12 protein-coding genes and 2 tRNA genes are annotated in these 14,603 nt (G+C 37.2%); 9 read left to right on the forward strand and 5 right to left on the reverse strand.

All coding sequences use genetic code 11. The annotated features are described in order from the left end of the window. Window positions 1-52 precede the first annotated feature (52 nt). Both ACP3T3_RS13810 and ACP3T3_RS13815 read left to right on the forward strand, forming a co-directional pair. Window positions 53-1,462 carry an MBL fold metallo-hydrolase gene (locus ACP3T3_RS13810; RefSeq protein ID WP_426476423.1) on the forward strand — a complete coding sequence of 470 codons (1,410 nt, stop codon included), beginning with the start codon at window positions 53-55 and terminating at the stop codon, window positions 1,460-1,462. Between the two features lie 19 nt (window positions 1,463-1,481). Beyond that, window positions 1,482-1,781 carry a thioredoxin family protein gene (locus ACP3T3_RS13815; protein ID WP_426476424.1) on the forward strand — a complete coding sequence of 100 codons (300 nt, stop codon included), beginning with the start codon at window positions 1,482-1,484 and terminating at the stop codon, window positions 1,779-1,781. Window positions 1,782-1,824: 43 nt separating this feature from the next. Here the strand turns inward: ACP3T3_RS13815 and ACP3T3_RS13820 are convergent, their stop codons facing one another. Continuing rightward, the gene (locus tag ACP3T3_RS13820) at window positions 1,825-2,577 is read right to left on the reverse strand and encodes a nitrilase-related carbon-nitrogen hydrolase (protein ID WP_426476425.1); all 753 of its coding nucleotides are present in this window, start codon (window positions 2,575-2,577) and stop codon (window positions 1,825-1,827) included. Window positions 2,578-2,799: 222 nt separating this feature from the next. Here ACP3T3_RS13820 and ACP3T3_RS13825 point away from each other — a divergent pair, with 222 nt between their 5' ends. From ACP3T3_RS13825 to ACP3T3_RS13850, 6 genes are all read left to right on the forward strand, one after another. Continuing rightward, the gene (locus tag ACP3T3_RS13825; RefSeq protein ID WP_426476426.1) at window positions 2,800-3,240 is read left to right on the forward strand and encodes a DUF6646 family protein; all 441 of its coding nucleotides are present in this window, start codon (window positions 2,800-2,802) and stop codon (window positions 3,238-3,240) included. A gap of 105 nt (window positions 3,241-3,345) precedes the next feature. Next, the gene (rseP, locus tag ACP3T3_RS13830; RefSeq protein WP_426476427.1) at window positions 3,346-4,836 is read left to right on the forward strand and encodes an RIP metalloprotease RseP; all 1,491 of its coding nucleotides are present in this window, start codon (window positions 3,346-3,348) and stop codon (window positions 4,834-4,836) included. Between the two features lie 80 nt (window positions 4,837-4,916). Continuing rightward, window positions 4,917-4,990: transfer RNA gene (locus tag ACP3T3_RS13835), tRNA-Asn, on the forward strand. A 532-nt stretch (window positions 4,991-5,522) separates the two neighbouring features. Then, entirely contained in the window at window positions 5,523-8,699 is a 3,177-nt protein-coding gene (locus ACP3T3_RS13840; RefSeq protein WP_426476428.1) for a S41 family peptidase, read from the forward strand. A 251-nt stretch (window positions 8,700-8,950) separates the two neighbouring features. Beyond that, a tRNA-Asn gene (locus ACP3T3_RS13845) sits at window positions 8,951-9,024 on the forward strand. A gap of 274 nt (window positions 9,025-9,298) precedes the next feature. Beyond that, window positions 9,299-11,830 carry a DUF5686 family protein gene (locus tag ACP3T3_RS13850; RefSeq protein ID WP_426476429.1) on the forward strand — a complete coding sequence of 844 codons (2,532 nt, stop codon included), beginning with the start codon at window positions 9,299-9,301 and terminating at the stop codon, window positions 11,828-11,830. Window positions 11,831-11,908: 78 nt separating this feature from the next. Here ACP3T3_RS13850 and ACP3T3_RS13855 read toward each other — a convergent pair whose 3' ends face one another. The 4 genes from ACP3T3_RS13855 to rplU all read right to left on the reverse strand — a co-directional run bounded on the left by ACP3T3_RS13855 (window position 11,909) and on the right by rplU (window position 13,473). After that, window positions 11,909-12,082 carry a bacteriocin-like protein gene (locus tag ACP3T3_RS13855; RefSeq protein ID WP_426476430.1) on the reverse strand — a complete coding sequence of 58 codons (174 nt, stop codon included), beginning with the start codon at window positions 12,080-12,082 and terminating at the stop codon, window positions 11,909-11,911. Window positions 12,083-12,282: 200 nt separating this feature from the next. Beyond that, window positions 12,283-12,450: a bacteriocin-like protein gene (locus ACP3T3_RS13860; protein WP_426476431.1), complete on the reverse strand. Its 168-nt coding sequence runs from the start codon at window positions 12,448-12,450 to the stop codon at window positions 12,283-12,285. A 174-nt stretch (window positions 12,451-12,624) separates the two neighbouring features. After that, on the reverse strand, window positions 12,625-12,882 hold the full coding sequence (rpmA, locus tag ACP3T3_RS13865) for a 50S ribosomal protein L27 (RefSeq protein ID WP_027372929.1): 258 nt from the start codon (window positions 12,880-12,882) through the stop codon (window positions 12,625-12,627). Between the two features lie 12 nt (window positions 12,883-12,894). Continuing rightward, window positions 12,895-13,473, reverse strand: coding sequence for a 50S ribosomal protein L21 (gene rplU / locus ACP3T3_RS13870; RefSeq protein ID WP_110011737.1), 579 nt, complete (start codon window positions 13,471-13,473; stop codon window positions 12,895-12,897). Window positions 13,474-13,656: 183 nt separating this feature from the next. Between rplU and ACP3T3_RS13875 the strand changes: the two genes are divergently transcribed. Further along, entirely contained in the window at window positions 13,657-14,544 is an 888-nt protein-coding gene (locus tag ACP3T3_RS13875; protein WP_426476432.1) for a metalloprotease, read from the forward strand. Window positions 14,545-14,603: the final 59 nt, after the last annotated feature.

A 14,603-nucleotide genomic window follows, 5' to 3' on the forward strand; every position in this document is an offset into this window, starting at 1 on the left:
TTTAGAATTTATCTAATACTTCGTATCTTTAACTCATTAAAAAAAAGACCCAATGAAAATTGAACAAATATATACGGGCTGTCTGGCTCAGGGTGCCTATTATATTGTATCAGAGAATGAAGCAGTCATTATTGATCCGCTAAGAGAGGTAAAACCTTATCTGGATCGTTTGGAAAAAGATAATGTCACTTTAAAATATATTTTTGAAACTCACTTTCATGCTGATTTTGTGTCAGGCCATTTGGATTTAAGTAAAAAAACAGGAGCTCCGATTGTATACGGACCTACTGCTGCTCCGGCATTTGAAGCAATTATTGCTGAAGACAATCAGATTTTTGAGATCGGAAAAATAAAAATAAAGGTCATGCATACTCCGGGACATACCATGGAAAGCAGCACTTACCTTTTGATAGATGAAAATGGTGTTGAAACTGCAATTTTCACAGGTGACACCCTGTTTTTAGGAGATGTCGGAAGACCGGATCTTGCACAGAAAGCCACGAACCTTACTCAGGAGGACCTTGCCGGTATTCTGTATGACAGCCTTCAGAACAAAATCATGCCTTTGGATGACAGCATCACGGTTTACCCAGCTCATGGAGCCGGTTCTGCCTGTGGAAAAAACATGCAGAAGGAGACTGTTGATATTTTAGGAAATCAAAAGAAGACAAATTACGCTCTTAATCAGCCGGATAAAGAATCTTTCATCAGAGAAGTTCTTGATGGCTTAACAGCACCACCGAAATATTTCGGGATGAATGTCGCATTAAACAAAGGAGGCTATGAAAGCCTTGATGTCGTAATGAACAAAGGGCTGCATCCTGTTGCACCAGAAGATTTCGAAGCTATGGCAGAGGAAACCGGGGCATTGATTTTAGACACAAGAGGAGCTGCAGATTTCCATAAAGGATTTGTTCCCAACTCTATCAATATAGGGCTGAAAGGAGATTTTGCTCCCTGGGTAGGAACCCTGATCGTTGACGTAAAGCACCCTTTGTTACTGGTAACAGATGAAGGAACTGAAGAGGAAGTCATTACAAGACTGAGCAGAGTAGGATTTGATAATGTAGTAGGTTATCTTAAAGGCAGCTTTGAAGGCTGGAAAAATGCAGGTAAGGAAACTGATGAAATCAAAAGAATCACTCCGTCTGAATTTGCGGAGCAGTTCACGGCAGATGCAAGAGTAATTGATGTAAGAAAGCTAAGTGAGTATGCTGCAGAGCATATCGACAATGCTTATAACAACCCCCTGGATACCATCAGTGACTGGGCACGTACGATTGATGATTCTGAACACTTCTTTCTTCATTGTGCAGGCGGATACAGAAGTATGATTGCAGCAAGCATTCTTAACTCGCACGGGATCAGGAATTTTACTGAAATCGAAGGTGGCTTTAACGGAATCAAAAAGACGGAAAAATTCCCGATCACTGATTTTGTATGCCAATCCAAAATATCATAAGATCATAAAAAACTAAACTATGTCACAAAAATTTCAGGAAATCATTGATTCCGAAAGACCTGTACTTATAGATTTTTTCGCGACCTGGTGTCAGCCTTGTAAAGTACAGTCTTCGGTATTAAATACGGTAAAAGAAAATATGGGTGAAGCAGCCAGAATCATAAAGGTTGATGTAGACCAATATCCCGCACTGGCAGCTCAATACGGAGTTCGTGGAGTACCTACGCTGGCTATTTTTAAAAAAGGAGAAATGCTATGGAAGGAAAGTGGTGTTCATGATGTGAATACGTTAACGAACCTTTTGCAGCAATATGTTTAGATAAAAGAAAAAGGCTGAGATTCATTGAATTCCAGCCTTTTTGTTACAATTGAATGGAGAAACTATCCCGGTCATTCAAAAACTGGAAATGGGTTCTGAAATCTCTCAATTCATCCACATTCAATGTTGTGGTTACAAGATTACCCTGCTTTTGGGAGATTTCTTTTCCGTCCGCAAAGAAACAGTGAGAACTTTCCTGATAAAACAAGTCATTTCCATCGGTTCCAATTCTGTTTAAACCAAATACAAAAGACAGATTTTCAATCGCTCTGGCTTTCAACAAATGTTCCCATGCTCCTACTCTTTTCTCAGGCCAGTTGGCCACATATAAAACAGCATCATAATCGTCATTATTTCTTGCAAAAACAGGAAAACGGAGATCATAACAAACCTGAAGCAGGAAGCGTATTCCTTTATATTCAACTATTACTCTGTCTTTTCCCGGTGTGTACACTTTATCTTCTCCTGAAAAGGAAAACAAATGCCTTTTATCATAAAAAGATATTTCGCCATCTGGCTTTATAAAGAACATCCTGTTGTAAAAGTTTCCGTTTTGTTCTACCGGAGCACTTCCACAGAATGCTGCATTTTTTTCTTTTGAGATTTTTTTCAAAAACTCCAGCGATTCATTATTTCTGTCCGAAACTTCAGAAGCATCCATACAGAAACCCGTTGAAAACATTTCGGGAAGAAGAAACAGCTCTGCTTCTACATTCTGAAACTCGTTTTCTATAAGTTTAAAATTTTCAGTTTTATTTTTCCAGATGATATCTAAATTAAGCCCTGCAACTTTCATCTTTTATTCTTTTTAAATTATTTCAAATCTGATGTATAAAAATACGGTTTTTATTATTACAAAAGATGAAATTAAACGGCAGAAAAAAGAGTTTTGTCTGTGCAAATAAGGTTATATTTCTTAATAATTTATTAAAGTCAATCCTTTTTGTAATCATTGCATTCTTTCGGTTTCATTTTTGATAGAGATATTTTTATTAATATCCTTAAAAATTAAAAATTTATGAAGAAATTGTTTTTTATGGTGACGATCTTATTCTTTGGGGCCATGGCTAATGCTCAGGCCTGGACAGGGAAGGGAGATCAGAAAATACAACTGGGGCTGAGTGCCTGGGGATATGGAACCGGAGTGACGGGAACTTATGACTATGGCCTCAATAACCTTATTTCAATAGGTGCCGGAATTAATGGCTACTTTGACAATTATAAAAACAACGATAAGGATAATCGTGTTTTTGTTTTTGGAAGACTGAATTTTCATTTACAGGAAGCTCTGAACCTGCCTTCAAAATGGGACATTTACCCCGGTGTGGATCTTGGAGTCCTTGGAAAAGACTTCGGCGTTGGCGCTCACATCGGAGCCCGCTATTTCTTTACAGAGAAAATAGGAGTCTTTGCAGAGGTGGGTAACAATGGCAGCCTTGGCGTTTCTTTCAATTTATAAACAAATGTCTTTAAATATGACAAAGCTTCTCGTTTAGGGAAGCTTTTTTATTTGGCATAGTTTTGATAATTGTTACCTTTGCAAATTAAAATCTAAAATTTATTAATGGAAATAGCAATCAAACTTTTTCAGTTCATTCTGAGCATCTCTATACTTGTGCTTCTTCATGAGCTTGGGCATTTTTTACCGGCAATATGGTTCAAGACCAGAGCAGAGAAGTTTTTCCTGTTTTTTGATCCTTACTTCTCCATATTCTCCATGAAGAAAATCAACGGAAAATGGCAGTATAAGTTTTTATCAAAGAACCTGCCGGATTCTGAAGTAATAGAGGTCAACGGAAAGAAGGAAGAAGTTCCTATCGATATATCAAAACTTCCGGACAATGACTGGAGAAAACATCCTGAACAAACCAAATACGGAATCGGATGGCTTCCTTTCGGAGGATACGTTAAAATTGCCGGTATGGTGGATGAAAGCATGGATACTGCTCAAATGAAAAAGCCGGCAGAGCCATGGGAATTCAGATCAAAACCAGCCTGGCAGAGATTGATCATTATGTTGGGAGGAGTTACAGTTAACTTTTTCCTTGCGTGGTTAATTTACAGTTCTCTATCGTTCTTTAACGGTGAAACATATACAGATATCTCAAAATTCAATAATGGTATTGAAGCTACTGCAGCAGGAAAGAAAATGGGATTCCAGAACGGTGATAAACTTATCAGCGTAGACGGAAAACCGGCAGAAAGACTTGAAAACACATCAATTAATATCCTTTTAGGTGATCATGTTACCGTGCTAAGAAACGGTCAGGAAGTTACGTTCCCGGTAAATGCAGATGGTGTAGCTGATGTTCTTAAGCAGAGAGAAGCAAAATTGTATATCACTCCAAGAGTTTCTATGGTCATAGATTCATTGGCAACTCCTTCTTCTCAGGCTTCAGGACTGGCAAAAGGAGACAAAATTGTAGGAATCAACGGTAAAAAAGCGGTGTTCTTCGATCAAGTAAGCGCTCTTTTAAGTGAAAATAAAGGAAAAACAGTTTCTGTAGACGTTGAAAGAAACGGGGCTTTGCAGACATTACCAGCAGTTTCTGTGGATAAAAACGGGAAGCTGGGTATTGCAATTGACACAAAAAGCATTGCAAAATCTATCGTAACCAATAAGAAATATTCTTTCGGAGAGGCTATTCCAAGAGGGTTTACAAGAACTATTGAAGCATTAACCACTCAGGTGAAGCAGTTCAAAATCATGTTCAACTCTAAAGTTCAGGGATATAAGAATGTAGGAGGACCTATTGCAATTGTAAAGAATATGCCTGTAGACAAGGCCGCTGACGGAAGCTTTACAATCAATTGGGTAGCGTTCTGGAGCTTTACAGCAATGTTCTCTGTATGGCTGGCATTCCTGAATCTTATTCCTATTCCGGGACTTGATGGCGGGCACGTTTTATTTACGTTATATGAAATTATTGTAGGGAAACCGGTACCGCAGAAAGTGTTGGAAAATGCCCAGATGATCGGCGTTATCTTCCTGTTAGGATTGATGTTACTGATCTTTGGAAGCGACATTTTCAAGGTATTTACAGGGAAGTTATAATTTTTTGAAAATTTTTCTAAAAAATATTTGTAAGGTATAAATATTCGTCCTATATTTGCACCACTTAAAACAAAGGACATTCCTCCTTAGCTCAGTTGGTTAGAGCATCTGACTGTTAATCAGAGGGTCGCTGGTTCGAGCCCAGCAGGAGGAGCAAAAAAGACTTACAGAAATGTAGGTCTTTTTTTGTGCCTTACTATGAACAATTTTGCATTAATGACCTATAACACACAGATTAGTGTGAAGATTAGAATATATTCGCCTCTATAATTTAAATTTAACGCAAAGGCTTATCCGATGTTAATTCTTAAGGGAGCAAAGATGAAAATCAACTTTGTTGATTCTTTCTAAGCATGCGAATGTTCACTCAGCTTCATCAGACATTGTCGCCATCTTAGCCTCCTTAACAATGAGATGAATGAATATAATCTTTGCGTTTTACCACTATTACGGCCTACACTTTAAAAAATATTTTCAAATTGTATTCAGTTTTTATGAAATATTCATCTGTTTCATTGAATTTTATCAGTTTTTAAAGCATTTTTCCTGTAACTATTTTGTTAATAATCCGACTATTCTTTTTAGAGTAATACAGATTGAGAAATTTTCAGCAAATGAATACTTCTCTACAATGACAAAGAAGAATAAAACCAACATATAGTATTGTATAAATACCCAATTATACCATGAAGAAAACTCTTATTTCGTTATTCACAGCATTTTCTATTATCGGGATTTCGGCACAGGAAAAGTCTTATTTCTTATCAAGTCCCTCATTAAGCCCGGATGGGCAGACAGCTTATTTCTCTTATGACGGCGATATCTGGAAAGTAGATTCCAAGGGTGGAAACGCCTCAAGAATTACCGCACTGGACGGAGAAGAAATCAGTCCACGTCTTTCCCCTGATGGAAAATGGCTTGCATTCAGTTCTAATCAATATGGAAATTATGATGTATATGTAATGCCTTCAGAAGGCGGAACAATCAAGCAGCTGACTTTCCATACAGGAAGAGATGAAATGGAAAACTGGTCATGGGACAGCAAAACGATTTATTTTACTTCCAGCAGAAATAATAATTTCGGCAGTTTTAAAACTACCATTGAAGGAAAAACTCCGCAAAAGCTTTTCAGTAATTATTTTAACAACACCAATGGCCTCGCAGAAACTCCTGCCGGTGAATACCTTTTCACAAGCTCATCCGAAAGCGCCCACCAGGTACAGCGTAAGCGTTATAAAGGAGAAAACAATCCTGATATTCTCGGATACAGCCCAAAAAGCAATTCTTTCAAACAGTACACCCACTACGAAGGAAAGGATTTCAATCCCAGTGTAGATAAAAATGGTATTGTTTATTTTATTTCTGATGAAAATAATGGCGAATACAATCTTTATAAAATTGAAAATGGTAAAAAAACTGCTTTAACACAATTTGATACTTCTATTAAAAAGCCCTTCGCAGCAGCCGATGGGTCTAAAGTCATTTTTGAAAAGGACTATCAGCTTTACATATATGATGCAGCAGCAAAAAGCGCAAAGCCTCTGAACATCAATCTAAATACAAATAAAACATTGGAAAAGGAACAGAATTTCAATGTAGAAAATAACATCTCCTATTATGATGTGTCTCCAGACGGTAAAAAAATGGCCTTTATAAGCCGTGGCGTATTGTTTGTTTCTGATGTTGAAGGAAAATTCGCACAGCAGGTTTCCGATGGAAAAGAGCGCGCAATGGAAGTAAAATGGCTGAAAGATAACCGAACCCTGCTTTACAGTCAGACCTATAATGGATACCAGAACTGGTTTACGATTCCCGCAGACGGCAAAGGCCAGCCCAAACAATTAACTCAGGATTTACGCAATAACCGTAATATTACGCTGAATAATGACCTTTCAAAAGCAGTTTATTTAAGCGGCCGTGATGAAGTAAGGCTATTGGATTTAAAAAGCTTTAATTCTACAACTATTGTAAAAGACGAAATCTGGGCATTCCAAAATTCAAGACCTTCTTTTTCGCCTAATAATGAATATGTACTGTTCTCTGCTAAAAGAAACTTTGAGCTTGATATTTTCATCTACAACATCAAAAAAGGACAAACGCTTAACCTTACCAATACCGGTGTTTCGGAAGAGGATCCTGTCTGGTCACCAAACGGCAGGTATATTTATTTTGCCAGCGACAGAACCAATCCGTCCTATCCTTTAGGAATGCAGAAGTCTAATATTTACCGTATGGCTCTCGACTGGTTTGACGAACCTTTTAAATCTGAAAAATTCGACAACCTTTTTACTGAAGAAAAAAAGGAAACAAAACCTTCTGATACAACCAAAGACAGTAAAGATAAAAAAGAAGAAGACAAAGAGAAAAAGGCAGAGAAAGAAAAAGAGCCTGTCATAAAAGAACTGAAAGTAAATTCTGAAGATACTCTGGACAGAATCGAGCTGGTTACTGACCGATACGGCTATCAGGATGATCCAGCCGTTTTTGCAGATGATAAAAAGGAAATCCTGTTATTCAATTCCAATCAGGATAATGGAAAAAGACAGCTGTACAAAAAGGTGTTCACTGATTTTGAGCCTGCGAAATCCGAAAAAGTATTTGATAAAGCAGCTTATTACCTTACTAAAAACGAGAAAAACCTGTTTGCCCTGATCGAAGGTAATATTTATAAAACAACTGTAGCCGCTTTAAAGCCTGAGAAAATAAATATTCAGTATAGTTTTGATAAAGATCTCGCATCGGAATTTACCCAGATGTACGCTGAGGCATGGACTGGTGTTGAGGAAAATTTCTATGATGAAAAATTCCATGGTATCGACTGGAAAGCGAAAAAAGAGCAATACGAAAAGTATCTGCCATATGTACACAACAGAAATGATCTGCGAATTTTACTTAATGATCTTTTAGGCGAGCTTAATTCCTCCCACACCGGATTTTCTTCAACCGGAAAAGAGGAAACAATGTTCCTGAACTATTTCACCAACGAAACAGGGGTTATTTTCAAAAAAGACCAGCCTTATGTTGTGGAAAGTATCCTGAGAAAATCTCCTGCTTTCCGCTCTGGTGTTGATATTAAACCCGGCGACCAGCTCATTGCAGTCAACGGAAGAAAGGTGGATCCTAATGAAAACCGCGAAACCTATTTTACAACTCCTAAAAAACAGGATGAGCTTATACTTACGTTCAACCGTAATGGTAAAAATGTAACCACCAAAGTACACCCTATCTCCAATATGGAATTAAAAGGATTGCTTTATGACGAATGGATCTACAACAACCATCAGCGCGTTGACAAGCTTAGCAATAACCGCATTGCTTATTCGTGCATGAAAAATATGTCTACTGATGAACTGGACCGCTTTCTTCTGGATATGGTGGAACAGGAGAACAGAAAAGACGCTGTTATTCTCGATTTACGCTACAATACAGGTGGAAATGTTCACGATAAAGTCCTCAACTTCCTCTCTCAAAAACCTTATCTCCAATGGAAATACCGTGAAGGAAAAATTACCACACAGCCGAACTTTGCTCCTTCCGGAAAGCCTATTGTGCTTTTGATCAACGAAGCTTCATTAAGTGATGCCGAAATGACCGCCGCCGGTTTCAAAGCCCTGAAATTGGGCAAAATTATAGGACAGGATACTTACCGCTGGATTATTTTCACTTCTGCCAAAGGCCTGGTAGACGGATCTTCTTATAGGCTGCCTTCATGGGGAACTTATACTCTGGATGGGCAGAACCTTGAAAAAACAGGTGTAAAACCTGATATTTACGTAAAAAATACCTTTATGGACCGCCTTCAGAACAATGATCCCCAACTGGACCGAGCTGTTCAGGAAATTCTTAAAGATTTAAAGAAGTAAATAATATACCACGTTATCTGATCGCAGATAAAAATATCTGATACTGAAACAACGATAAGGAATCGCTGTTTCAGGAACGGACTGAAGTTATTCCACTATTGGTCAGAATATTTCAGAAATGAATTAAAAAAAGTAAAAATATTTCTTATTGAATTTCAATACCTTTAGTTAAAAAACACTAAGAATAAAGGATAAAACTTGCTTAGTACGGATATTCATATTATATTTGCACCACTTAAAACAAAGGACATTCCTCCTTAGCTCAGTTGGTTAGAGCATCTGACTGTTAATCAGAGGGTCGCTGGTTCGAGCCCAGCAGGAGGAGCAAAAAGACTTACATTTCTGTAAGTCTTTTTTATTTTTATAAATTCTGTAAAAAGCTGTAGAACAAACAGCAATTAGGCATTTTTATTCCTTTAATTAATCCTCTGATTCTTATCCTTTAAGCATTAAAATTTACTTATTAATTTTTAGGTAATGCTTATATTATTTTGTTACTTTTGTCGTTTTATAGTATAGAATAAAAATATTTTATTTTTTTGCCTCTTTTTTTAATAAACTGCATGCTTTTTGTTTATGCTAATTGCCTGAAGAAACGAATGATGTTAAACAATAACTCCAAAAAACACTATCTCTTATTTTTTTTCCTGATTCTCGCCGGTTCCGTATGTGCGCAAAATAAAGCCACCGGTAAAGTGGTTGACGAAAAGAACAATAAAGAACTGAATAAAGTTGATATTTTCATCAACGACAACAAAACTCCTACCCTGACAACAACTTCAGGGAGTTTTATCATTCAGTCGGATAGCATTATTCATCAGTTAAAATTTTCCAGAAAAAATTATACGACACAAACTCTTGATATCACTCCGGAAAATGCAGAAAATATTTTTGTGCAGCTTTCACAGGCCAAGGTAAGTGATATCCAGGAAATTGTTCTTCAAAGCGGAAAGACTAAATATAAGAATAAAAAAGAAAACCCGGCTTATGCCATTATGCAGAAAGTTTGGTCACAAAAAAGAAATAACGGACTGGAAAAGTTCGATACCTATTCCTATAAAGAGTATGAAAAAACACAGTTTGACCTGAACAATCTGGACAGTACTTTTATGAAGAAAAAGATTTTCAACAAACTGGATTTCATTTTCGACTATGCTGATTCTACGGCCAGTGGAAGACTTGGGCTTCCTATTTTCTTAAATGAAGCTGTTTATGAAAACTATGGTAAAAACAAACCGGATAAGGATAGCAAAAGAACATTAGTCGCTCAAAAAACCTCAGGCTTTCAGGACAACCAGGTGGTTACGGTGTCAGCTAAAAACTTGTACCGTGATATTAATATTTACGACAATACCCTGAATTATTTCGATATCGGATTTCAGAGCCCCGTGGGAACAGATGGCTTCAGCACCTACGATTACAGTCTTATGGACACCATTACTATTCGTGGGGAAAAAGCCTTTCAGATCAGGTACCAGCCTAAACGAAAAGATATCCTTGCATTTCAGGGAAATCTTTACATAGATACGGATACCTATGCTGTATTAGGCGCTACATTGAAATCGACGCAGAAAATCAATGTCAATTTTGTCAACAGTGTTTACACTCAGCTGGAATATGATAATCCTGACGAAACTACTTTTCTTCCTAAAAAACTGGTCACGGAATTTGAAATGAGCCCCTTCTCAAAAAAGAAAGGAGCAAAAAGTATCATAGCCAGAAGATCAGTAGATTATTCTGATTATCAGTTCAATAAACCTATTGATCCGAAAGTATTTAAAAGGACGGAAGAAGAATACGAAGATAAGTTCACCAATAAAGATGAAGCATACTGGACCAAAGCGAGACCAGACACGTTATCCAAAGCAGAGCAGGGAGTTTACAATATGCTTGACCAGCTTCAGCAGACGCCGAAATTCAACCGTATTGTAAAACTGGTTGAAACACTTAGTTCGCGATATTACAACGCTTTTAAAGGGATAGATATCGGTCCTATTTTTTCTATTTACGGAAGAAATGAAGTAGAGGGTGACAGAATAAGATTAGGAGCCAGAACCTATTTCGGATTGAATGATACCTGGAGAGCCCAGTTTTACACAGCTTATGGTTTCAAAGATCAACAGTTTAAATACGGCGTAGAGGCAAGATATATGTTCAATAAGCTTAACCGCTTTATGATTGGGGCAGGAACCAGCAGAGATATCGTTCAGCTTGGAGGACAGCTTACATCCGGTGATGGGGTTACCCCGCTATCTTCATCTTCCAGTACTTTTTTCGCAAGAGGAGAAAACATTTCTTTAAGTTCTGTAAATAAAACTAGTGTTTTTGCAGCTATTGAACCCTGGAAAAACTTCCAGATAAGAGTAGATGGAGTCATGCAGAGTATCAAATCTGCTATTCCGGAGAAGTTCAACCTGATGTATTACAAAGATGGCCAGCTAAGAAAAACAGTGAATGACTCTCACGTTACCATAAGCTTAATCGCAAAACCCGGAGCTAAGTTTCCACAAACCGGGATTGACCGCTACCAGGCCAGAAACCTGGCTCCAACGATTGTGTTGAGATACACCCGAGGCATTGAAGGTTTGTTTAATGCTGACTTTAATTATGACAAACTGCAGTTTATGTTTAACAAGCCGTTTTTGATTGGAAGTATGGGTAAGCTAGTGGTTAATTTCGAAGCAGGAAAGAACTTCAACACCGTTCCTCTAGCATTACAAAACATCATTCCGGCCAATCTTTCCTATGGTTTGGTACCGAATACATTCTCTCAGCTTAACTATTATGAGTTTGTTGCAGATGCCTATACCACACTTCAGCTGGAACACCATTTTAACGGAAAGATCCTTTCTTATATTCCCTTAATTAAGAAACTGAAGCTTAGAGAAGTTGCATTTATCAGAGGGGCATACGGAACATTAAGTGATGCTTCCAAGGCAATCAACGTGGAAGGTTTCAGATATTCCGCACCAAGCGAACATATATATTATGAATACGGATTCGGGATTGAAAATATAGGGATCGGAAACCTTAGAATTTTCAGAGTTGATTTTAACTGGAGAGGAAATTATCTTGACAGACCAGATATATCAAAATTCGGTGTTAAAGCGGGATTTCAGCTAGGTTTCTAAACAGCATAGAATATAAAACAGTTTCGGCGGCTTCAAAGAAGCCGCCGAACTTATTTTCAGCTTTATAAAATCAGATATTTAAAAACATTCGCAAGGTTCTTCTACATCAAGGAGGCAACACATTTTCTGCTCCTTTGTCAGTCCACACCATGTACCACATGAAGTAATTGGTTTTGGTGGACACCATACTGTACCCTCTCCTCCATTGATTTCTTTAAGACTTTTTTTCGTTAGTTTTTTCAAATTTTTCATGGTTGTTTAGTTTTATTTGTTGCCTGCTCTCTTTGCTTTTCGGCTTCCGCAATGATTTTTTATTACGGACAAATATATCAATATTTCACAACCATGAGACATTATTTAACTTTTTTTTAATACTTAAAAAATGTTGAATACTATTAAAGGCTCAGCGCTACTTTTTATCTTAACGAAGATTCTGTTTATACTTTCTGATACTATTCAAAACATTCTGTACACGGCTGGGAAAGCATGCAGTGTGATTTCTGCCATGCGGACCACCTGCACCATTGATCACAAGACTGAAACATAGAAGGACATTCTGCTGCTACACCTCCGGTTACTTCCTTTAAATTCTTTCTGGTTAATTTTCTTACATTTTTCATGATATTTTGTTTTATTGTTTGCCTACTCTTTTTGCTTTTCGGCTATCGCAACTGATCCCAAACTAAACAGTTAACAAATATAAAATATTTCACGAACAAATGAATATATGAAAATCAGCCAATAAAAAAACCTCAGTAAAAACTGAGGTTTTAATTTTTATAAAACGCTTACAATTATGCGTTTGGCTCTACAGATACGAAAGATCTGTTGTTTGCTTTCTTTCTGAAAACTACTTTACCATCTACTAATGCAAACAAAGTGTGATCTTTACCAATTCCCACGTTATCACCTGGGTGGTGCTGAGTACCTCTTTGTCTAACAATAATATTTCCGGCAATAGCTGCTTGTCCTCCGAAAATCTTCACACCTAATCTTTTAGAGTGAGACTCTCTACCGTTCTTGGAACTACCGACTCCTTTCTTGTGTGCCATTTTATTACTGGATTATTTATTAAGTGCTTTAAATTGATCGATGTTCTTAATGATAGCAGCATCTACTTCTTCATGAGTAAGAACATTCTTTTCTAATTCAACTTTAACTGCTTTACCTAAAGTAATTAAAGTTTCTCTGTTCTCTTTAGACTGAGACAAGTTGTTTTTCTTTAAGTGATAGTTCAGCTCGTGATCTTCACCAAAGTTAACAGTTGCGTTGTCTGAAAGAACTTCACCTTTCACAGTTTCTTTTTTAGCAGCAGCTTTTTTAGCTCCACCTTCAAAACCTGTAATACCAGTGATTACGATTTGAGTTAAAGATTGTCTGTGACCGTTTTTCACTTTGTAACCTTTTCTTCTTTTCTTTTTGAAAACGATTACTTTATCAGCTTTTACGTGGTCAAGGATCTCTGCTTCCACAGTGATTCCGTTTACAGCTGGGGCGCCTACAGTGATTGCACCGTTTACAGTAAGAAGAACTTTATCGAAAGAAACTTTTCCTCCTTTATCTCCTTTTAAACGGTTTACAAACAACTTCTGGTCTTGCTCAACTTTGTATTGAAGCCCTGCTATTTCTACAATTGCAAACATTGTTTATAAATTTTTAGTTATTTCGAGGTGCAAATATACATATAAATTTCTAAATAGCTTACAATCAAAGCAATGTTTTTTTAATTTAAATCCTATTCACTATGTTTTGAATAATTTTTAACAATAAAGTACTCACACTTAAGAGATAATTTCATATCTTCGATTTACCAAATTGATTTGTATATGAAAAAAAACTTTAATCTCTGCTTACTGGCAGGCGCCATCGCTGTAAGTTCATTGACAGCATGTAGTGATGACCGAATGGACAACAATGTTCAACCTCAGCAAGAAGCACTTAGTGCTAAAATTGATCAACCCGGAGATCTGGAAAAAATCTGCTCCTATGTAGACAACAACTGGAGCAATAATTCTGTTTTAGTGACCGGACTTCAAAACTCCACAGACACCAATTTTATGAATGCCCAAATGACTAAAATTGCAAGCCTGTGGGGAAGAAGTAATCCTATTCTGCGATTTGTGAATGACCCTACCAATTTTAATTCTACCTACAATGCCATATCTTATGGTAATGGAAGAATTTATTATGGTTATGCTATCTATTATGATGCAAAAGCAAAAGGCGGTGATATTGTCAACGCAATGATTCTTGCTCATGAATATGGACATCAGCTGCAGTATATCTTCGGGCTTCCTTCTGTAAGTGAAAATACTGCCAGACCAAACGAACTTGAAGCAGATGGTTTTGCAGGATATTATCTGAGAAGACCAAATGGCTACAACAAAACCAATTTCTCCGAAATTGCAGCAGCCTACGAGTTTGCACAAAGCATCGGAGATTATCAGACCACCAATCCCGGACATCATGGAACTCCTGCACAAAGAAGATCAGCAGTTCGTTTAGGATTCCTTTTAGGTCAATATGACCTTAATGCTTCCGATTTTGATTACAACTTCTTCTATTATTATCAGGGAGTTTTGAACGGTACCTATAAGATGGGTAAAAACACCGTGAGTCCTGAAATTGACGCCTACATGAGTCAATATATAGATGAGCTGAGAAAAATTCAGTCAGGAGAAATTTCTGCAGAAGAATTTAAACATCTTCAATAAACGAGAACATTCATTTTTAGCATATTTAAGAAAGGAGGCGGGCATTATGTTCCGTCCCT

It is taken from the genome of Chryseobacterium sp. CBSDS_008 (assembly GCF_049959325.1).
Lineage (GTDB): Bacteria > Bacteroidota > Bacteroidia > Flavobacteriales > Weeksellaceae > Chryseobacterium.

Excerpts from the sequence above, each read along its gene's own strand:
- ACP3T3_RS13820 (WP_426476425.1), bottom strand. The coding sequence starts at position 2,577 with ATGAAAGTTGCAGGGCTTAATTTAGATATCATCTGGAAAAATAAAACT.
- ACP3T3_RS13810 (WP_426476423.1), top strand. The coding sequence starts at position 53 with ATGAAAATTGAACAAATATATACGGGCTGTCTGGCTCAGGGTGCCTAT.
- ACP3T3_RS13850 (WP_426476429.1), top strand. The coding sequence starts at position 9,299 with ATGATGTTAAACAATAACTCCAAAAAACACTATCTCTTATTTTTTTTC.
- ACP3T3_RS13875 (WP_426476432.1), top strand. The coding sequence starts at position 13,657 with ATGAAAAAAAACTTTAATCTCTGCTTACTGGCAGGCGCCATCGCTGTA.
- ACP3T3_RS13855 (WP_426476430.1), bottom strand. The coding sequence starts at position 12,082 with ATGAAAAATTTGAAAAAACTAACGAAAAAAAGTCTTAAAGAAATCAAT.
- ACP3T3_RS13860 (WP_426476431.1), bottom strand. The coding sequence starts at position 12,450 with ATGAAAAATGTAAGAAAATTAACCAGAAAGAATTTAAAGGAAGTAACC.
- ACP3T3_RS13825 (WP_426476426.1), top strand. The coding sequence starts at position 2,800 with ATGAAGAAATTGTTTTTTATGGTGACGATCTTATTCTTTGGGGCCATG.
- rseP (WP_426476427.1), top strand. The coding sequence starts at position 3,346 with ATGGAAATAGCAATCAAACTTTTTCAGTTCATTCTGAGCATCTCTATA.
- ACP3T3_RS13815 (WP_426476424.1), top strand. The coding sequence starts at position 1,482 with ATGTCACAAAAATTTCAGGAAATCATTGATTCCGAAAGACCTGTACTT.
- rplU (WP_110011737.1), bottom strand. The coding sequence starts at position 13,473 with ATGTTTGCAATTGTAGAAATAGCAGGGCTTCAATACAAAGTTGAGCAA.
- ACP3T3_RS13840 (WP_426476428.1), top strand. The coding sequence starts at position 5,523 with ATGAAGAAAACTCTTATTTCGTTATTCACAGCATTTTCTATTATCGGG.
- rpmA (WP_027372929.1), bottom strand. The coding sequence starts at position 12,882 with ATGGCACACAAGAAAGGAGTCGGTAGTTCCAAGAACGGTAGAGAGTCT.